The 20,158-nt window shown below is 59.2% G+C and carries 17 protein-coding genes; 4 read left to right on the plus strand and 13 right to left on the minus strand.

All coding sequences use genetic code 11. The features are described from left to right. The 10 genes from BBF94_RS01640 to BBF94_RS01685 all read right to left on the minus strand — a co-directional run bounded on the left by BBF94_RS01640 (position 1) and on the right by BBF94_RS01685 (position 11,323). The gene (locus tag BBF94_RS01640) at positions 1-759 is read right to left on the minus strand and encodes an EboA domain-containing protein (RefSeq protein ID WP_065257313.1); all 759 of its coding nucleotides are present in this window, start codon (positions 757-759) and stop codon (positions 1-3) included. Then, entirely contained in the window at positions 756-1,646 is an 891-nt protein-coding gene (locus BBF94_RS01645) for a UbiA family prenyltransferase (RefSeq protein WP_065257314.1), read from the minus strand. The genes BBF94_RS01640 and BBF94_RS01645 overlap by 4 nt, the downstream gene beginning before the upstream one ends. Next, positions 1,643-3,517, minus strand: coding sequence for a 3-dehydroquinate synthase (locus BBF94_RS01650; RefSeq protein WP_065257315.1), 1,875 nt, complete (start codon positions 3,515-3,517; stop codon positions 1,643-1,645). Before BBF94_RS01650 ends, BBF94_RS01645 begins: the two co-directional genes overlap by 4 nt. Before the next feature lie 558 nt (positions 3,518-4,075). Then, positions 4,076-5,095, minus strand: a complete 1,020-nt coding sequence (dmpG, locus tag BBF94_RS01655) for a 4-hydroxy-2-oxovalerate aldolase (protein WP_065257316.1) — start codon at positions 5,093-5,095, stop codon at positions 4,076-4,078. Positions 5,096-5,105: 10 nt separating this feature from the next. Next, positions 5,106-6,047 carry an acetaldehyde dehydrogenase (acetylating) gene (locus BBF94_RS01660; protein WP_065257317.1) on the minus strand — a complete coding sequence of 314 codons (942 nt, stop codon included), beginning with the start codon at positions 6,045-6,047 and terminating at the stop codon, positions 5,106-5,108. Between the two features lie 58 nt (positions 6,048-6,105). Further along, a complete protein-coding gene (locus tag BBF94_RS01665; RefSeq protein WP_065257318.1) occupies positions 6,106-6,897 on the minus strand; it encodes a 2-keto-4-pentenoate hydratase in 792 nt (263 codons plus the stop codon). Further along, a complete protein-coding gene (gene mhpA / locus BBF94_RS01670) occupies positions 6,894-8,645 on the minus strand; it encodes a bifunctional 3-(3-hydroxy-phenyl)propionate/3-hydroxycinnamic acid hydroxylase MhpA (protein WP_065257319.1) in 1,752 nt (583 codons plus the stop codon). Before mhpA ends, BBF94_RS01665 begins: the two co-directional genes overlap by 4 nt. Then, positions 8,638-9,669, minus strand: coding sequence for a VOC family protein (locus BBF94_RS01675; RefSeq protein WP_065257320.1), 1,032 nt, complete (start codon positions 9,667-9,669; stop codon positions 8,638-8,640). Before BBF94_RS01675 ends, mhpA begins: the two co-directional genes overlap by 8 nt. A gap of 9 nt (positions 9,670-9,678) precedes the next feature. Beyond that, the gene (locus BBF94_RS01680; protein ID WP_065257321.1) at positions 9,679-10,548 is read right to left on the minus strand and encodes an alpha/beta fold hydrolase; all 870 of its coding nucleotides are present in this window, start codon (positions 10,546-10,548) and stop codon (positions 9,679-9,681) included. 169 nt (positions 10,549-10,717) lie between these two features. Then, positions 10,718-11,323: a TetR/AcrR family transcriptional regulator gene (locus BBF94_RS01685; RefSeq protein ID WP_082302351.1), complete on the minus strand. Its 606-nt coding sequence runs from the start codon at positions 11,321-11,323 to the stop codon at positions 10,718-10,720. 195 nt (positions 11,324-11,518) lie between these two features. On the opposite strand from BBF94_RS01685, the gene BBF94_RS01690 reads away from it, so the two are divergent. Beyond that, positions 11,519-12,592: an amidohydrolase family protein gene (locus BBF94_RS01690; RefSeq protein ID WP_065257323.1), complete on the plus strand. Its 1,074-nt coding sequence runs from the start codon at positions 11,519-11,521 to the stop codon at positions 12,590-12,592. A gap of 110 nt (positions 12,593-12,702) precedes the next feature. Beyond that, positions 12,703-13,998 carry an OmpP1/FadL family transporter gene (locus tag BBF94_RS01695; RefSeq protein ID WP_065257324.1) on the plus strand — a complete coding sequence of 432 codons (1,296 nt, stop codon included), beginning with the start codon at positions 12,703-12,705 and terminating at the stop codon, positions 13,996-13,998. A 90-nt stretch (positions 13,999-14,088) separates the two neighbouring features. Here the strand turns inward: BBF94_RS01695 and BBF94_RS27865 are convergent, their stop codons facing one another. After that, entirely contained in the window at positions 14,089-14,253 is a 165-nt protein-coding gene (locus BBF94_RS27865) for a hypothetical protein (protein WP_176704400.1), read from the minus strand. A gap of 229 nt (positions 14,254-14,482) precedes the next feature. Here BBF94_RS27865 and fusA point away from each other — a divergent pair, with 229 nt between their 5' ends. Further along, a complete protein-coding gene (gene fusA / locus BBF94_RS01705) occupies positions 14,483-16,630 on the plus strand; it encodes an elongation factor G (protein ID WP_065257326.1) in 2,148 nt (715 codons plus the stop codon). Positions 16,631-16,857: 227 nt separating this feature from the next. Here fusA and BBF94_RS01710 read toward each other — a convergent pair whose 3' ends face one another. Next, positions 16,858-17,361 (minus strand): cupin domain-containing protein, encoded by a 504-nt coding sequence (locus tag BBF94_RS01710; protein WP_225875028.1) that lies wholly within the window; start codon positions 17,359-17,361, stop codon positions 16,858-16,860. A gap of 244 nt (positions 17,362-17,605) precedes the next feature. On the opposite strand from BBF94_RS01710, the gene chrA reads away from it, so the two are divergent. Beyond that, positions 17,606-18,964: a chromate efflux transporter gene (chrA, locus tag BBF94_RS01715; RefSeq protein ID WP_065257328.1), complete on the plus strand. Its 1,359-nt coding sequence runs from the start codon at positions 17,606-17,608 to the stop codon at positions 18,962-18,964. A gap of 290 nt (positions 18,965-19,254) precedes the next feature. Here the strand turns inward: chrA and BBF94_RS01720 are convergent, their stop codons facing one another. Beyond that, a complete protein-coding gene (locus BBF94_RS01720; RefSeq protein WP_065257329.1) occupies positions 19,255-20,154 on the minus strand; it encodes an alpha/beta hydrolase in 900 nt (299 codons plus the stop codon). Positions 20,155-20,158 lie beyond the last annotated feature (4 nt).

A 20,158-nucleotide genomic window follows, 5' to 3' on the forward strand; every position in this document is an offset into this window, starting at 1 on the left:
TCAGTTCAGGTGATCTCGCCATCGCGCCGGCAAGCGCCGCTGTCGGTTCAGCTCGATCAATCGCTGGTGTTGAACCGGGCTGAGCTGGTCGAAGGCGATCGCCAGAGGCAACCCGACGGATACCGCCCGGTCAGCGGCCAACTGTTCTTCCAGCAGGTCGAGGGCCAGTTGATTGAGAGCGGTGCCGTGTCGCTGGCTCAGACCGACCAGACGGCTTATGTCCAGGCCCATGCCCAGCGCCTTCAGCACCAGTTGGTGAAAGGCGCGTTCCGGGTAATGGCGGGACGGGTAGGGGGTGTCGAGGGCGAGTGCGGCGAACACCTGGCTGTTGCTGGTGCGTCCGGCCTGCAACGCCAGTTCAACGCACACGCCATGGCTGTCGAGCCAGTCGAAGGCTTTGAGGATGGCGATCTTTTCCTGATCGTCCCCCCATAGAAAAAGCTGGCGCAGCATGGACAATTGTCCGCTCCCGGAGGACTGTTCGAGGACCTGTGCCAGCAATAGGGCGCGGGCCAGCTGGATCAGACTCCAGCTGTCGTTGTCGGGCAGGGCGCGATCATGCAGATGACGCTTGCACTGACCGCTCAGGAGCGCCGCTGTGTTGGCGTCCGGTTGCCGGGCCAGTTGCTCCCGTGCCTGTCGCCACCAGTGCAATTCGCTGTCATCGAGTTGTTCGGCCAGGGCCTGATGCTGTCGGGCGAGGCAATCGCGGCGCATGCCAAGAGCCGCCGTCGGCGGTGCAGTGACGTCCATGTTCATGTCGGTTTGACCCAGCGTTGGAAGTGTGGGAGCAGGAAAAACACCAGAACACATAGCAGGCTGCCCAACGGCTGGTTGGCCACGGCCATCACCAGCGCATCGAACAGCGGCAGCGCCGCGAGACCGGCACCGATGAACGCGCGAATCTGTCGATGCTGCGGGTTGGCCAGGTGGTGCCAGTAATGCCAGCCCAGCCAGCCGAGCCAGAGCAGCAGCACCGGCCAGAACCACAGGTTGTCGGAGTAGATCGCCAGGACCAGCGGGCTCAACATCAGGAGCAGAGGCAGGCGACTGAGCAACTGGTTGTTGTGCTCATTACGCGCCAGATAAGTCAGCCCGCTGATGTAGACCCCCAGCAGCACCGCGCACAGCCAGATCGGCTCCGGTGGCAGCGCCAGGCTGGCAGCCGCCGTGAGGTACAGGGCCGAGCGGCAGGCACCCATCAACCACACGCTGTGGGCGTATTTCTTGTGCAGCACGTTGTAACCGATGATGCAGCCCACCAGCAGGCTGACGCTGGCCAGCAGCCAATGAGGTTGATCGATCAGTTGGCTCAGGCCCAGCACCGACGCCGCCGCGAGTGTCAGCAACAATACGGTGGCAAGGCGCACTTGCCGGCGGCTGACCAGCCCCAGGGTGATGGGCCGAGGATTGTGGTGCTGTTGATCCCAGTCGGCGTCCAGCAGATCGTTCAGCAACATGCCGGCCAGATACAACAGCGAAAGGGTGAACAGCAGCAGAACCCACACCGGCGACGAGGGCGGCGCCAGGGCACCGGCGCTGCTGGCCAGCAGGGCGGCGGCCAGGGTGTTGGTCCACACTGTCGGCAGGTTGGAGACCCGGCCCAGGGTCATCCAGGTCTTGAGGTTTTGCGGGGTCTGGCTCATTTCGCGAAACCCTCGCTCAGACCGATAGCCGGGGCATTGAGAGCGGACAGCTTCGCCAGCGCCTGCTCCATTCGCGTGTCGTCGATCTCATGCAGGTCCACCGACTGGCCAATGCCGCTGAGCATCGGAATCGAGAGCTGTCCGCCGAGGTGCTGGCGGAACTCCTCCAGTCCAAGCAACACCAGCGAGCGACCTTGCGCATCTTTGAGGGCCAGTTCCGGCGGGCACAGGTTGAAGCCGAGCCGGCTCAACAGACTCGTCACCCGCTCGGTATCACCATCGTTCAGCAGCCCGAGGGCGTTGGCGTAGAGCCCGTCGAGGGCCATGCCCACCGCGACGGCTTCGCCATGACGCAGGCGATGGTGGCTGAGGTTTTCCAGTTTGTGCGCCGCCCAGTGCCCGTAATCCAGTGGTCGCCCGTTGCCGCGCTCGAAGGGATCGCCGGCGCCGGTAATGTGTGCCAGGTGCAGTTCTGCGCAGCGGCGAATCGCGTAACGGCTGGCCGGGTGATCGAAGCGGGCGAGGGCTTCGGCCTGTTGCTCCATCCACTCGAAAAACGTCCGGTCCTTGATCAACGCGACCTTGACCGCTTCGGCCAGCCCGGCGATCTGATCGCGGCGGCTCAGACTGGTCAGCAACTGGAAGTCATTGATCACGGCGGTGGCAGGGTAGAAGGCCCCCAGCAGGTTTTTCTGGCCGAAAGCGTTGATGCCGTTTTTCACGCCGATGCCGGCGTCGTTCTGGGCCAGCACCGTGCTTGGCACCCGGATCAGCCGGATGCCCCGATGGAAAGTGGCACAGGCGTAACCGACGCAATCCAGCACCGCGCCACCGCCCAGGGCCAGCACATAGCAATGCCGGTCCAATCCGTGGTGCAGCATGTCGGCGTAGAGCTGTTGCAAGACCTGTGAATCCTTGCTCAGCTCGCCGGCCGGAACGGCAATGGGCGAGGCCAGCAAGCGCAGATCCGTTGCATGTGCAGCAAAGTAGATGTCGATTTGCTCCAGCAGCGTCGGCGTGCTTTTGAGCAACTGTTCATCGGCGAAGATCATCACCTTCACCTGAGCGCTTTGCCCGGCAGTGAGCTGTTGGTGCAGGCAGGAATTGTGCGGATCGAACAGATGATCGGTGAACACCACCGGGTAGTCGTAACTGACTTCGAAACGTCCGTGCAGCGTTGGCGCCGTTCCCTGTTTGCGCAGGGCCTTGAACAGGCTGTATCCGGCGATGAACAGACCCGGCAACACCATGCTGGCAAGGATGGTCACCAGCAACGCGTTCTCTTCGACCAGGAACGTGCCGATGGCGCTGTAGGCCAGCGCCAGTCCGGCGTTGGCCAGGGTCGTCACCAGCAGAAAAGCGCGCAGCGGATAGCGCTGCATGCCGGCGGCCACCACCGAGGTTTCCGCCAGTACCGGCACGCCACGCAGGCAGATCAACGACAGCGTGCCCAGTCGATACGCCAGTTGCCCGGTCTGACGCTGATGCAGGCCAAGTCGGCTGGACAGCATCCGGAAATAACCGGCCCCCAGCGCATAACCCAAGCCGGCCCCGAGGCACAGGCCAATGAAAATCACCAGGTAACCGCCGACACTGCCCAGCATCGCCACCGCCAACAGCGCGACCACACTCGACGGCACGGGCAACACCACGTCCAGTGCCAGCAGGGCAATCAGCAACAACGCGACGTTGAGCTTCTGGGTGGGAGAAGAGGGCAGGTACAGGTCGAGATGCGTGAGGAAGTTTTGGATCTGCTGTTCGAACAGCAGGAAGCTGGCAATCACCAGAGCTGCAAAGCAAAGCAGCGAGAGCCAGAAATGCCCGGCCGACGCATTGTTCGAGAGCGCACGAAACCAACGGCTGTGCTTCATCAAGCATCCCTCTTGAATGGTTATGACTGAGTTCCGTTCAGCAACTAAAGCAGAGTCTGATTTATCTCAGAAGAATGAATGCTCCCGCCGTAAAGGCTGTTTTTTATTGTCAGGTCGATAGCACTTGCGAAGATATTGATGAACCTAGACGGTTGTTGTGGTTTTGCAAGTCGATTGGGGGTGGGGAGTTGTTTATGCGGTATTGAAGTGATGTGGGATGGCGAAGGAGTGCCGCTCAGGCGTGGCCAATTTGTTATTTGGTATCAATCAGATAAGGTCGTTTAGTCTGGCGTGATGAGCAGCGTCTTTCATTTGGAATGAGAAGATTCACCCATGATCTTAATTAGCTAACTAATAAATGGTGGCCATGTGACATTATTTTTGGTTATTTATGCTATTGCTGCTGGTTATATGAGTTTTATAGTTGACTGAATTGCTCGGTTAGTTAAGAGCGTCTGATTTGGCAATAAACTGCAATGAACAACAATGAACAGGGCGCAAGCCAGTCTGAAACCGGCTGACCGCTGTATGGGCGGTCAGCCGGGAGTGCTACACGGTTTAATGCTTGAGCAGGTCCAGTGCGACATCGACGATCATGTCTTCCTGACCGCCAACCATTCGACGTTTGCCCAGTTCCACCAGGATATCCAGAGTCTTCAGGCCGTATTTGGCGGCGGCAATCTCGGCATGGCGCAAGAAGCTGGAGTAGACGCCGGCATAACCCAGTGCCAGGGTTTCACGATCGACCCGTACCGGCCGATCCTGCAGAGGGCGAACGATATCATCGGCAGCGTCGAGCAGCGTGTAGAGGTCCGTGCCGTGGTTCCAGCCAAGACGTTCGGCGGCGGCAATAAAAACTTCCAGCGGTGCGTTGCCGGCACCCGCGCCCATTCCGGCCAGACTTGCATCGATCCGGTCGCAGCCTTCCTCGATGGCGGTTATCGAGTTGGCGACGCCAAGCGACAGGTTGTGGTGGGCGTGCATGCCGGTTTCGGTTTCCGGTTTCAGAACGGCTTTGAAAGCCCGGAAGCGATCGCGAACGTCCTGCATGTTCATCGCGCCACCGGAGTCGGCCATGTACACGCAGGTCGCGCCATAGCTCTCCATCAACTGAGCCTGGGCCGCGAGGTGCTCAGGAGCGATCATATGGCTCATCATCAGGAAACCGACGGTATCCATGCCCAGCTCGCGAGCGTATTCGATGTGCTGCTTCGAGACATCGGCTTCGGTACAGTGCGTGGCGATGCGTACCACTCGTGCGCCGGCGTCATAGGCGGCCTTGAGGTCGTGCACCGTGCCGATACCTGGCAGCAACAGAGTGGTGATTCTGGCGTGCTCGATGACATCGGCCGCCGCTTCGATCCACTCCAGATCGGTATGGGCGGCGAAACCATAGTTGAAACTCGAACCCTGCAGGCCGTCGCCGTGGGCGATCTCGATCGAATCAACCTTTGCCTTGTCCAGGGCGCGCGCAATGTCCTGCACATTCTGCAGCGAGTACTGATGTCGGATGGCGTGGCTGCCGTCGCGCAGAGTCACGTCGGAGATGTAGATTTTCTTGCCGGGATTGAAGGTCATGTCGGGCCCCTCAGGCGTTGAGCATCGACTGCGCCATGCGCTCGGCGGCGGCCAAGGCGGCGGAGGTCATGATATCGAGATTGCCGGCGTAGGCTGGCAGGTAATGGGCGGCCCCTTCGACTTCGAGAAATACGGAGGTCTTGAGGCCACTGAAGCGTCCCAGCCCCGGAATATTCAACGGTGCCGACTCGGGAACGACGTCAAACTGAACCTTCTGTTTCAGGCGATAGCCCGGCACATAGGCCTGAACTGCCGCCACCATCTCCTCGACGGAAGCCTCGATCTGCGCCTGATCGGCGGTTTCGGACAGCACAAACACCGTGTCACGCATCATCAGCGGCGGTTCGGCGGGGTTCATGATGATGATCGCCTTGCCTTTGGACGCCCCACCTACCATTTCGATAGCCCTGGAGGTGGTTTCCGTGAACTCGTCGATGTTGGCGCGGGTGCCGGGACCGGCAGACTTGCTGGCGATCGAGGCGACAATTTCGGCGTAGTGAACCCGGGCAACACGGGATACGGCGGCGACCACTGGAATCGTCGCCTGGCCCCCGCAGGTGACCATGTTGACGTTGAGCCGATCCAGGTTTTGCTCCAGGTTGACCACTGGAATGCAGTAAGGGCCGATCGCCGCCGGTGTGAGATCGATCAGGCGAATATCGGGCTTGATCGAGCGCAGGATTTTTTCGTTCTCGATATGGGCGCTGGCCGAGGTGGCATCGAAGACGAAATCGATGTCCTTGAACGCGTCCATGCGGGTCAGGCCTTCAACCCCCTCGCAGGTGGTCGCAACACCCATGCGTTCGGCACGGGCGAGACCGTCGGATACAGGGTCGATCCCGACCATCACCGCCATTTCCAGATGCCTGGCTTTGCGCAGAATCTTGATCATCAGGTCGGTGCCGATGTTGCCGGAACCGATGATGGCGACCTTGAGTTTGGTTTGACTCATGGGAGCAATCTCTCAGAATGGCCAGGCCACGACAGCCCGGCGCAGAAGGACGGGCAGGTCAGATGAAGCGGCAACTGATCTGGCCGAGTCGGGTGAGATGCAGATGCAGACTGTCTCCGGCCACGACAGGCGTCATCGGCCCCAGAGCGCCGGAGAGCAGCACGTCGCCGGCCTGCAAGGGCCGGCCCATCCGGGCCATGGTGCGAGCCAGCCACAGGCAGGCGTCCACCGGATTGCCGAGGCATGCGGCACCGACTCCGATCGAAGCCGTGGCGGCATTTTTTTCCAGCAGCATGCCTTCCAGCCGAAGGTCCAGCGAGGCGAGTGGAGTCGGCTGTTTACCCAACACATACAGCCCTGATGAAGCGTTGTCCGCCACCGTGTCCATCAGCGATATGTTCCAGTTCTCGATGGCCGAGTCGACGATTTCCAGCGCGGGGACCACGTACTCCACCGCCCGCAGCAGTTCCGCGAGGGTCGTATCTTCATACGCAAGATCGCGGCCCAGCACGAACGCAATCTCGCCTTCGGCCTTGGGCTGGATCAACTGACTGATCTGAATTTCACCGCCATCGGCGATTTCCATATCGGCGAACAGCATGCCGAAATCCGGTTGATCGACGCCCAGTTGCTGTTGCACGGCAGCCGAGGTCAGTCCGATTTTACGGCCGACCAAGCGCCGTCCCTGGGCCAGGGCCCGTTGGGTGTTGATCTCCTGTACGGCATAGGCGCCGGTCAACGAATCGATACCGAAAGTGGACGAGATCCGTGCACAGGGTTCGCGTTGCTCCCGTGCTCTGGCCAGGGCTGCGGCGGCGTCTTGCAGAGGCTGCAAAGGAAACTGGCTCATGCGATTTTCCTCAGCAGTCGGGGCTCGTCTGCGACCACTTCAGCACCGGGGCTCCATTGCAGCTGGAACTTGAGTTCGTTGATGGCCTGATCCAGATCCGCGGCCTCGACCATGGCGAAGGTGAATTTGTCCGGGCGCACCACGGCGACGGCTCCGCTGGAGAACCCCGAGCGTTTGAACCAGGCGACCATCTCGCCCTGCACATCTTCCAGTTCGACCAACTCTTGGGTATTGGAACGATCGGTATTGGCGCCCTGTGGACGGGTGCCGAACGGGAAGAGGGTGGCGAAACGCGTGTTCTGGATATCCAGCAGTTTCCGGGAGGCCTGACTCAGGTGGGCGCGTGGATCGACCTCAAGTCCTATCAAGGCAAAACCGTCGCCCAGCAGATCATCGAGCAATACACGCTGGCCCTTGAAGGTGCGGACTTCGGGTTGCGGAATCATCCGGCCTTCAGGCGAGCGCCGGTGGCGGCGTGGCATGCCCAGATAGCTGTCAGGAGCATAGGTGGGGGCCGGTTTGAAACGGCCTTCGCGAACATAGCGGCCGAGAAATGGTGTGGCCAGGACGGTCTTGACCAGCAGGTTGCGCATCAGGCTGGAAACCGGACTGGACATCGAGACGAAGTCTTTCATCTGCACCGAAATATCAATCATCGCCTTGGCATGGTGGAAGCGTTCGCTGCCATAGGTGTCGAGCAGCCGTTCACCGGCTTGCCCCTTGATCACGGCGTCGATTTTCCAGGCCAGGTTGTAGGCGTCACGCACGCCGGAGCTCATGCCCTGGCCCATGAACTGCGGCGTCATGTGGGCAGCATCGCCGGCAATCATTACTCGACCCTTGCGCCAATCTTTCGCCACCAGGGCGTTGAAGGTGTAGACCAGCTTGCGTTTGACCTCGAACTTGTCTGGATCGACGTAGCGGCTGATCAGGTTGCGCACCATTACCGGATCTTCCATTTGCTTGCGAGTCTGGCCGGGCATCAACATGAATTCGAAGCGATGGAAGCGCCCGGGCTGAGGGCAGCAGACCGTCGGGCAATCCGGGTCGCAGATGAAGCTGAAGTAGGGCAGATGACGCAAGGCATCCTCGCCTTGCTTCATCTCCAGGTCGACCACCAGCCACGGTTCGGGAAAGTTCTTGCCGCTCATGCCGATGCCCAAGGCCTCACGGACCGTACTGCGGCCGCCGTCGGCTCCCACCAGATAGCGCCCGCGAATGGTTTGCGGGTCGGGATCGACTTCGCGGGCCTGACGGGCATCCGTCGCATCACTGAAGCGGAAGGTGCTGGTGGCCTGATGGGTCACGGTCACGCCCTGTTCATCCTGTGTGAACTGCGTGAGTTCACGACCACGGGCAACCCGCACATCGGGATAGCGCTCGAGCAGATCGCTCAGCGTGGTTTCCAGCCAGGGCTGGTAAAGGAAGTTGATGATCGGCCAGCCAAAGGGCCGATCGAGGCGCCAGTACTGACCGAGGATCTTGCCATTGGCGAGTACCCACTGCGCAGGTGTATCGACTTGCATGTTGGCTGAAAGCTCGGCGGCAACGCCGGCCGCCTGCATGACCCGCATGCATTCGTCGTCCGTATAGACCGCCCGCGCGTTGCCATAAAACATGGGCTCGCGTTCCAGCACAAGCACCGACAGACCACGCTTGCCGAGCAGATGCGCGAGCGTAGCGCCCGTCGGACCGAGTCCGGAAATAATCACGTCGACGCTCGTTGCGGATTCGTTTTTGTTATTCATGACGACATCTCTCTTGCAGCGGTGAATATTCGGGCTTGAACAACGAGCGTGTGCCGCGGGCGAAGTTGCCCAGGTTGGTGGTCAACGTGTGCCAGGCACCGCTTTTCTCCGGGCGATGCCCCCAGAGGCTGATGCCTTGATAGGAGGCTGGGCGCCATTGCGACTCATCAACCACCCTGGCGTTGCACCCCAGTTCCAGCTCGAAACCGCTGGGACTCATCACGTAGAACGACTGCTCACGGTCGTTGGGGTGCTCACCGATTTCGTGGGCCATTTCGAAACCGAGGGTCCGGCAGCGTAAATAGGCGTTGGTCAGTTCGCCGACCGAGGTGGTCAGCATGTTCATGTGTTGCACACGGGTACGAATCGGATCCATCGGCAGGCCACGCAAACGGGCGATGGCAATCGAATGGTGACGTTCGTTGACCCGGAAGAAATCAATGTCGAGCGTCACTCCGGCAATCCGCTCGACGATGTGGTCGCTGGCTCTAGCATCCAGAATTTCCTGCCAGAAACGTTGCATCTGCTGCGGTTTGCGCGTGGTGATTGCCAAGTGGCCCATACCGGCAGACCCGGTGATGAAACCTGCGCTGAGCATGTTCAGTGGCTTGTCAGTCAGCAGCGGCTCCCAGAACAGCTCGACGGCCATGCGTTTGGGGCCGAGTACCCGCCAGAACCTTTTCACGCCGCGTTGTGCGGCTTCTTCCGGCTGGCTGGGTTGCGCTTCGATACCGAGGCGTTGCAGGCGCTTGAGCACTTCATCGAGGGTGGCCTGGTCGCGCAGTTGCCAGCCGACGGCAAGAAAATCTTCCTGCGGACCGCGCTGGATAATGATCCGCCGCTGGTGCTGATCCATACGGAAAGCCAGGTTTTGTTCGTCCGAACTGGCCAAGTGCAGACCGATGCCGTGCTGGAGCAGCTCACGCCAACGCGCCAGGTGGCGAGACTCGATCAACGCATAGCCCATGCTGCTGGCGCCGAAGATGTCCGGCGTTGTTCGACTGATCGTTGCTTGATTGTTCATGACGACAACTCAGCGCGCTGTGCGACTGGCGAGGAACGCCAGGGTCACGGAGTTGAATTCGTCCGCACGTTCCCACTGCACCCAATGACCGGTCCGGCTGAACAGGTAGAGGTTGCAATCGGGCATGCGACTGCGAAGCGCCTCGCCACCGCTGGGACGGTTGACCTTGTCTTGCGCGCCCCAGAGCACCAGGGTCGGAACCTGGCAATGCTTGAGGCGTGAATCGCGGGTGAAGTCCCAGCGCGAGAAGCGGGGAATACCGGTTGGCCGGCGCAGGGGAGGGGCCGCAATGACCTGCGGGTCGATACTCGCCTCGAAACGTTCGCGGATCATTTCATCACTGACCTGGCTGCCGTCATACACCAGGTAGTCGCGGATAAAACGCGTGATCTTGGCCAACGTCGGGCCTTCACCGTTGTAGTAGTCGAGCAACAGCTTGAGACCGGGTGTCGGCAGGCTGCGAGTGGTATTGACGCCACCGGGGCCCATCAGCACCAGAGCCGACACCCGGCCGGGTGCATCCAGCGCCATGCGCAAGGCACAGGCACCACCCAACGAGTTGCCCACCACATGGGCGCTGCTGATGTTCAGAGTGTCGAGCAGGCCGAGCATCGCACCCGCCAGATCGCCGAAGGGATCCTTGCGATCCACACCCTTGGTGGATCGGCCGTAACCGGGCATGTCGACCACAATGACCCGAAACTGCCCGGCAAGCGATTCGATATTGCGCGAGTAGTTGGAGAGCCCCGAGGCTCCCGCTCCGCCACCGTGAAGCATCAGCAGGGGATGGCCGACGCCCGTTTCGCTGATGAAAATCTGCCGACGACCCACTTGTACCGTTCGCGAGGTCAGGGCAGGAAGAGGTTCTTTATTGTTCATTGTCAGTTCCTGGCGTAAGGCACTTCGACCCGGGCGGTGGGTCAGTGCTCGCGACAGACTCTAACACTCAAGATTAGAATTGAACAACAGTGTTCAATTGTCTTTTTGCGGGCAACAAAAAAGCCAGATTCCCGAAGGGATCTGGCTCAAGAAAAATCAGCGGAGGACATCAGGCTGCGAGAGGGGGCAGATCCTGTGTAGCAATGCCGCGCGCTTCAGCGGCTGGCACCCCGAGTGCCCGGAGAACGAATTCGGCCATATCGGAACCCGCGTCGCGCCAGGTCTTGTGTCCCTGAAGTACCAGCATCGTAGCCCCCAGCACGCCGCCACCGATCATCGCCATCACCGAAGGCAGTTGCTCCTGTCGAAAACTGTATTGCTCACTGCTCAGGCCGCTGAGCACATCGTGCATGGGCGGACCGCTCCACATCTGTTGCAGCGTCTCGTTACTGGCTCCGTAGCGCACGATGAAGGCCCCCCAGTGCGGCTCTTCATGGGCGCGGCGGATATACAGGCGGATACCGGTGGCCAGGCGGACGGCGGGGGACGCATGGGGATCTGTACTGCGCGCCGCTCTGTCGTTCATTTCGGCACTGAGCTGGCTGGCGACATCTTCGAACAGCGTCTCCACCGAGTTGAGGTTGTTGTAGATTGTGCCGCGCGCCACACCGGCGATCTGGGCCAGTTCGCTGACATTGACCTCTTCGACACGTTTTTCGACAAACAGCCGGATCGCAGCTTCATGGATGCGCTTCTGCACGGGACTGAGTTTCAAAGCAATGAGCTCCAACGGAGAGATTCCGGACATTGAACAAGCGCGTTCAAAATAAAGCAAATCAGCGTTTGCCGATCGTTGACATAATTGAACACAAATGTTCAATATTGATCTCGAGAGCTGTACAACCACCGAGCACGGTTCTTTACCCAGTGGCCGCAGGCGCTCGGTCGAAGCCCAAACAAGAGAGTCAGCATGTCAATCAAGCAAGGCCGTATCGATGTCCACCATCACATCATTCCACCTGCATTCGTCGATGCGATGAATGCCAGAGGGCTGCACTCCGTTGCGGGAGCGCCGCTGCCAGACTGGACCCCGGAAAAATCCATTGAGGTGATGGATGCGAACGGCATCGAGCGGGCGATCACCTCGCTGTCTGCACCCGGCGTCTACTTCGGTGACGGGGTCCAACAGGCCAGTGAACTGGCGCGACGCTGCAACGAGTTCGCCGCGCAGATGCGTACACGCTATCCGAGCCGCTTCGGCAACTTTGCGGTGCTGCCGATGCCGTTCACCGAGGCCGCCTGCCGTGAAGCCATTCACGCGCTGGACGTACTCAAGGCCGAGGGCATTGTTTTGCTGGGCAGCACCGATGGGGTGTTTTTGGGTGACCCACGTTTCGATGAACTGATGGCCGAACTCGACCGCCGAAAAACTGTGGTGTTCATCCATCCCAACATGCACCGGACCAGCGAAAGCATCGGTCTGCAAACCCCGGGATTTCTCATCGAGTTTCTTTGCGATACCACCCGAGCGGCGGTCAATCTGATTCTCAGCGGCACCATGGAACGGTATCCCGGCATTCGCTGGATTTTGTCCCACTCCGGCGGTTTCCTGCCGTTCGTGGCCTGGCGTGTGTCGCTGGCCAACATGTTGCCGGAGTATCAGCAACACGCGCCGCAAGGGGTCATGACCTACATCCGTCGTTTTTACTACGACACGGCACTGTCGCCATCACCTTATTCCATGGCGGCCCTCAAGGAACTGGTGGAACCGTCACACATTCTTTTCGGCAGTGACTATCCCTTCGCCCCGGCACCCGCCACGGCGCTGCAGTGCCGGACGCTGGAAAGCCTGGAGATGTGGTCGCCAGCGATCATGCACGGCATCAACCGGGCCCACGCACTCAGTCTTTTTCCGCAGTACCGCCAGCCCAATGAAGTGGTTACCCCGGCGCCGATCTATGAGGGCGAATCCTTCTCTCAACGCTTGCGACGCAGCATGACCCGACCGATCGGTGCGCTGGCCGAGCGGATGCGCAAACGCTGAACCCGCCGGTCGCCATGGATGTCCGGTGACGTTTTACATCATTGATTCCAACGATCCATCCGCGTGCCTCGGGTGCTTGCACCCGCCAAAAAAATAACAAGAGCCAGATCATGACAATAAGAAATCAGCTTTGCGTGCTGGGGCTTTGCCTCACCTCCAGTCAACTCCTGGCCAACGGCCTGCAAATCAACGAACAGAGCATAAGCTCGGCAGGCAAGGCCTATTCTGGTCGAGCTTCTGATGTTCAGGACGCCTCCATCCTCTACGGCAACCCGGCAGGCATGGCCCGTCTGGCGGGTGAACACGTCAGTGGCGGTCTCAGTTTCATTGATGTCAGTTCGCGCATAAGCAAGGTCGATACCACGGTGTCGGGCACTTCGCGCGGCGATATGGTGCCTGATCCGATCGTCGTGCCATCGGGCTTCTACACGCTGCAACTCAACGATGACTGGCACGTGGGCTTCGGGGTTTACGCCCCCTTTGGTGGAAGCACGGATTATGAGAGCGGCTTTCAGGGACGCTATCGCAGTTCGCGGACTCAGGTGAAGGTCGTGACCTTGCAGCCGACGGTCAGTTACCGGATCAATGATCGGGTTTCTGTGGGTTTTGGGCCGACGATCAACCGTATCGACGGGTTGCTCGAAAGCAAAATTGCCAACAGCGCGGTGGGCGGGCAGGGCGACGGGACGGTCAAGGTCACCGGCGATGACACGGCCTTGGGATTCAATCTGGGTATCCTGTTCGACCCCTTCGAAGACTTGACCCTGGGTCTCACCTATCACTCCAGGGTCGACTACAACCTGAGTGGAAAGACCAAAGTCTCGGGCGCCAATGGGTTGCTGTCACCGATCCCGGTGCTGGGGTTGCCGGGACTCAACGGTAAGTACGACGCGAGCCTCGATTTCACGACCCCGGAAACGGTCGATGCCTCGGCGACCTGGCGCATCAATGATCGACTGGATATCTCCGCTGGGGCGTTGTGGAGTCGCTGGAGCCGCGTGCAGGAATTGAGGGTGCTGAATTCCGGCGTGCCACAGGCCTATGGCCCTTTCGATACGATCCTCGAAACCCTGAAGTGGCGTGACACCTGGTCGTTCTCGACAGGCCTGTCCTATCGCCTGAACAAGCAATGGAAGGTTCGTGGCGGGATCGCCTATGAACCGACGCCGATGCCCAATCAGTACACCTCCACCCGTGCACCTTCGGGAGATCGCAAGATTTTCACGGTAGGTCTGAACTGGCAGATGACTGACCAGACCTCTCTGGATCTGGGGTACGGCTATATTCATGAAGATCCGGTGAAGGTTTCACAGGACATGACGCAGGGTGGTCTGCGTCCGGGTTATAGCGCCACCTATCAGAACACGGTCAATGGCCTTGGGCTGCAGTTGAACCACCACTTCTGATCAATCTTGGTTCCACAACAAGATTGCGTTGGGCCCCGAATCGAAGCCCCGTCTGCGCTGCGATGGACCCGGAAGGCCTGGTCTTCGGACTCAATCGGTAGAGCGGGAGCTGGATATATGTACCAGTGCAACGAGTGCCGCAATGCTTGCCAGAACGGCCATGAACAACGGTGGTTGAGCAGCCTGCGGTCCTTCAACCAGGGCATAGCCCAGAGCACCGATTACGAACAACAACGCGACGACGACTTTGCCCATGTTCAATTCCTGAGTGATGACGGCATTTCGAGGATCATGCGCCGCCGTGTGGCGCAGCGTAAACAGGTGTTATGACAGTTGTACGTTTCACGAGTTTCCGCCAACACGGCGCTCGGCAGCAGTGTGTTGAGCGCTGCTGAAAACTGCCTTCCTCGTCTACCTCTCGATGGATCTACACTCATTCTTCCGGTCGTGAAAAATTGCTTTATCACCCTTCAAGGAGCGCACCATGGCTCGTACAACACCCATCAGCCTTTATCGCAACCTCGGTATCGTCGCTCACGTCGATGCCGGCAAAACCACCACGACCGAGCGGATCCTGTTTTACACGGGCCTGAGCCACAAGATGGGCGAGGTGCACGACGGCGCCGCGACCACTGACTGGATGGTGCAGGAGCAGGAGAGGGGGATCACCATCACTTCTGCGGCGGTCACCACGTTCTGGAAGGGTTCCCGTGGCCAGTACGACAAACATCGCGTAAACGTTATCGATACCCCGGGCCATGTTGACTTCACCATTGAAGTAGAACGTTCCCTGCGCGTACTCGACGGCGCTGTCGTGGTGTTCTGCGGCACTGCCGGTGTCGAGCCACAGTCCGAAACCGTATGGCGTCAAGCCAACAAGTACCACGTTCCCCGTGTGGTTTACGTGAACAAGATGGACCGTGCCGGCGCGAATTTCCTGCGTGTGGTCGCGCAGATCAAGAACCGTCTGGGCCACACTCCGGTTCCGATCCAGCTGGCCATTGGCGCAGAGGATGACTTCCAGGGGCAGGTCGACCTGATCAAGATGAAGGCGATCTACTGGAACGAAGACGACAAGGGCACGACCTATCGCGAGGAAGAGATTCCTGCAGATCTGGTAGAGCTGGCCAACGAGTGGCGCAACAAGATGGTGGAAGCGGCAGCCGAAGCCAATGAAGAGCTGATGAACAAGTACCTGGAAGAAGGTGAGCTGTCCGCCGAAGAGATCAAGGCGGGTTTGCGCGCCCGTACGCTGGCTGGCGAGATCGTTCCGGCGGTCTGCGGTTCGTCGTTCAAGAACAAAGGCGTTCCTCTGGTTCTCGACGCCGTTATCGACTACCTGCCTTCGCCGACCGAGATCCCATCTATCAAGGGGATTCACCCCGATCTCATCGAGAAGCCGAAGGACGAACTGGTAGAGGCTGACTACGACGAGCGTCACGCTGACGATGACGAGCCGTTCTCGGCGCTGGCATTCAAAATTGCCACAGACCCGTTTGTGGGGACTCTGACCTTCGTTCGCGTTTATTCGGGCTTCCTGACCTCGGGTGACTCGGTCATCAACTCGGTCAAGGGCAAGAAAGAACGCGTGGGTCGTATGGTGCAGATGCACGCCAACCAGCGTGAAGAGATCAAGGAAGTACGGGCGGGCGACATCGCTGCGCTGATCGGCATGAAGGACGTCACCACGGGCGAAACCCTGTGCGACGCCGACAAGCCGATCATCCTTGAGCGTATGGATTTCCCGGAACCCGTGATTTCGCTCTCCGTTGAGCCGAAAACCAAGCAGGACCAGGAAAAGATGGGGATCGCGCTGGGCAAGTTGGCCCAGGAAGACCCGTCGTTCAGGGTCAAGACCGATGAAGAAACCGGGCAGACCATCATTTCGGGTATGGGTGAGCTGCACCTGGACATCATCGTTGACCGCATGCGCCGCGAATTCAACGTCGAGGCCAACATCGGCAAACCACAGGTTTCATACCGCGAGAAGATCACCAAATCCAACGTCGAGATCGAAGGCAAGTTCGTTCGTCAGTCGGGCGGTCGTGGTCAGTTCGGGCACTGCTGGATCCGTTTCTCGGAGCCGGACATGGACGAAAAAGGCAACATCACCGAAGGCCTGGTCTTCACCAATGAAATTGTGGGGGGTGTGGTTCCGAAGGAATACATTCCGGCGATCCAGAAAGGTATCGAAGAGCAGATGAAAAACGGCGTCGTTGCCGGCTATCCGCTGATCGGCCTGAAGGCTGCCGTGTTTGACGGTTCCTACCATGACGTGGATTCCAACGAGATGGCGTTCAAAGTGGCAGCTTCCATGGCAACCAAGCAACTGGCCCAGAAAGGCGGCGGTGTTGTGCTTGAGCCGATCATGAAAGTTGAAGTGGTCACACCGGAGGAATACCTGGGTGACGTGATGGGCGACCTGAACCGTCGTCGCGGTCTGGTACAAGGTATGGATGAATCTGTCTCTGGCCGTATCGTCCGCGCTGAAGTACCGCTTGGCGAGATGTTCGGTTACGCGACCGACGTACGTTCGATGTCTCAGGGACGTGCGAGCTATTCAATGGAGTTTTCCAAATATGCGGAAGCACCGTCGAACATCGTTGAAGCGCTGACGAAATATCAGAAGTGATTGGCTCAGGCCGGGACGCTGATGGAGGCGTCCCGGTCGATAAAGCTGAAGAGGCGTTGGGGCCAGTTGGTGGCGTTTATCTTAGACACATTATTTAACATAATATACATTACACGTAACAATGTATTTCAAGATCGATCCGGTTGCACACAGGATCTCAATCTCCGGCATCGTCCCAGGCGCCATGTCTTTGATGCCGATGATCTCCTGTCTCAAATGTACCGTTCTTAATCCTCATCACGTGTCAGCATTTCAATCAACGCTCGATGCTGCGGATATTGCGCCACGAGCTTCTGTCGATTCCCCATTTCCATATCCGCAAAATCAAATCCTGGCGAAACCGCTTCGCTGATCAATCCGAACCCGTACTCGCCATTCAGCAGTCTGGAGGCTTTCCAGATTCCGCCTGGTACGTGCAGTTGCAGATGCTGTCCGGCCAGAACGTCGCTGCCCATCACCAATGTTTGCAATGAGCCGTCAGCATGAATCAGGCTGTACTCGATAGCGTCGCCCAGATGGAAAAAATGCAGGATGTCTGATTGGTTGAAATGAAACTGGCCGATCGGCGAATCTTCGGTCAACAGGTAGTAAATGGACGTCATCAAATGACGTGGGCCAGTCCGGGTTTCGAGCATGTCTCGATGATCGGCCTGATAAGTCCTGCGGAAATAGCCACCTTCAACATGAGCTTCCAGCTCAAGAGCGACAATTACGTCATTTGCGTTCGGCATGGCCTTCTCCATTGATTTCTCATCTTTTTTGCATAGCTCAACTAAAGGCTCATTTAGTGTAGTTAACCTGAAATAGCGTCACAATTGATGGAGTTTGCGTCATGTTGGCACCTTTTTTGAGCAATCAATTCTCTGCTCAATTAAAGCTCATTTTGCCCACTGCGCTCATATTGCTCTTGTGGATTACCGCTTTTATCCTGCCCTTCATCGATCCTGACGGTGTTTGTGAACGATGACCAATCCAATGAATAAAGTGATGTCCCCCACGATAGAAAACCAATTGCCGAGGCCGCAAACCGTCAGTGTTGGTGAAGCGTTCTGGTTTTGGCTGAAGCTCGGCTTCATCAGCTTCGGTGGGCCGGCAGGGCAAATTTCGATCATGCACCAGGAGTTGGTAGAGCGGCGGCGCTGGATCTCCGAACGCCGTTTCCTGCATGCGCTCAACTACTGCATGCTGCTGCCCGGGCCTGAAGCCCAGCAGTTGGCAACTTACATCGGCTGGCTGATGCATCGAACCTGGGGCGGAGTGATCGCGGGAGCTCTGTTCGTGCTGCCCTCCTTGTTCATTCTGATCGCCCTGTCCTGGATGTATATCGCGTTCGGCGAAGTGCCCGTGGTGGCCGGGCTCTTCTATGGGATCAAGCCTGCCGTGACGGCTATCGTGGTACAAGCGGCCCACCGAATCGGATCTCGGGCGCTGAAAAACAACTGGCTTTGGGCGATAGCGGCGGCGTCATTCACTGCAATCTTCGCGTTCAATGTTCCGTTCCCCTTGATTGTGCTGGGGGCGGCATTGATCGGTTATGCCGGCGGGCGCCTGGCACCCGAGAAGTTCAGGGCCGGAGGCCATCGCGCCGACAAGAAATCCTTTGGCCCGGCTCTGATCGACGACGACACCCCTCCCCCGGAACACGCCCGGTTCAGCTGGCTGAAACTGACCGTGCTGGCACTCATCGGCGCCGGGTTGTGGGTACTGCCGATGGGCGTGTTGACCGCCGTTTTCGGCTGGGAAGGCACCCTCACCCAAATGGGCTGGTTTTTTACCAAGGCGGCGTTGCTGACCTTTGGTGGAGCCTATGCGGTTCTCCCGTATGTGTATCAGGGCGCGGTCGGTCACTATGGCTGGCTGACACCCACGCAGATGATCGACGGCCTGGCGCTGGGGGAAACCACGCCCGGACCGCTGATCATGGTGGTGGCCTTCGTGGGGTTTATCGGGGCCTACGTTTCACAAGTGTTCGGGGCCGATCAGGTATTTTTGGCCGGGGCTGTGGCCGCCACCGTGGTGACATGGTTCACGTTCCTCCCCTCTTTCCTGTTCATCCTCGCAGGCGGCCCATTAGTGGAGTCCACCCACAATGAACTCAAGTTCACTGCGCCACTGACGGCCATTACCGCCGCCGTGGTTGGCGTGATCCTCAACCTGGCCTGCTTCTTTGGTTACCACGTCCTTTGGCCAAAAGGCTTCAGCGCCAGTCTCGACTGGCCTTCAGCGCTGATCGCGATATCCGCCGCCGTAGCTTTGTTTCGCTTCAAGCGAGGAGTTATCCAGGTGTTGCTGGGCTGTGCGCTCGTGGGCCTGGCAGTGCATCTGCTGCGCTAGTGCTCTCCGCCGATCCGGAATGCGCAAAGCAGAGTGAACTCTGCCGCCGTTCGAGCCTTCGGAACTGGAAGAGGTATTTTCAGTTGAAAGGAGAGGATCATGAAAACACTTTGCGCCTGTCTGGGACTTTGTTCCGTGTTGATCTTGCAGGGCTGTTTCGAAGGTTCGAACGATGCCCCGAATAAAGATGGCGACAAAAGCAAGGCATCGTTGCAGATTCAGAAGGACAAGGCGGCGGAGCCAAGCCAGTAGTTTAGGAGGCGGCGCTGGACCCGCGCCGCCCGGCATACTCAGAGGCTGGTGCGAAAGAATGGCGCCAGGTGTTCCATGGCCGTGTTGACTCCGGGACCGTCGTACAGATCCATGTGAGCCAGACCGTCGAGCACCACCAGTTCCTTTTGTCCCAGCGCCTTGGCATGCAGCTCCTGGCTGTGCCACAGCGAGCCGGCCTCGCTGCCGGCGATGATCAGCGCCGGCTGGGTCAGCAATTGGTCGATCAGGTCGAACGCATCAAACGCGACCCAGGCGCCGAGGCCATTCATCAGCATCTTGTTCTGTGCGTTCGGGTGCTGGGCACGAGGCGTGAGGTAGTAGTCGGCCGCCTCCTGGAGATCACGGGGCGCACTGGTATCACCCAGTTGCGGTACGTCAGGGGCATAAACGGGATCAGCACCTGCCGCCTCCGCCGTGCGCTGCCCAGCCAGGGCATCAACGACCGGCAGCAAATCGTTGATGGAACCCTTGCCTTCCCAACCTTTACGAGTGGCCGTCCCTACGTTGACCGCACTGGCGGTGGCCAGGGCCTTGATCCGGCGGTCGACCGACGCCGCCTTGGCCGCGAAGCCGCCACCGGCGCAGATGCCCAGCACGCCGATGCGCTGAGCATCGACAAAGCCGAGGGTGGTCAGGTAGTCGACTGCGCTGTACACGTCGGCCACGCGATTCATGGGTTCATCGAGAAAGTGCGGCTCGCCGCCACTGGCACCTTGATAGGACGCATCGAATGCCAGGGTGACGAAACCCTGCTCGGCCAACAGCCGGGCGTAGGTGCCGGCCGTCTGCTCTTTCACGCCGCCACCTGGATGGACAGTAATAATCGCCGGGTATTGTTGGCCTTCAACGAATGCAGCGGGCAAGTAGAGGTGGCCAGCCATCTCGATGTTGCGGTTCTTGAACTGGACGTTTTGCATGGTG

The organism is Pseudomonas bananamidigenes (assembly GCF_001679645.1).
Lineage (GTDB): Bacteria > Pseudomonadota > Gammaproteobacteria > Pseudomonadales > Pseudomonadaceae > Aquipseudomonas > Aquipseudomonas bananamidigenes.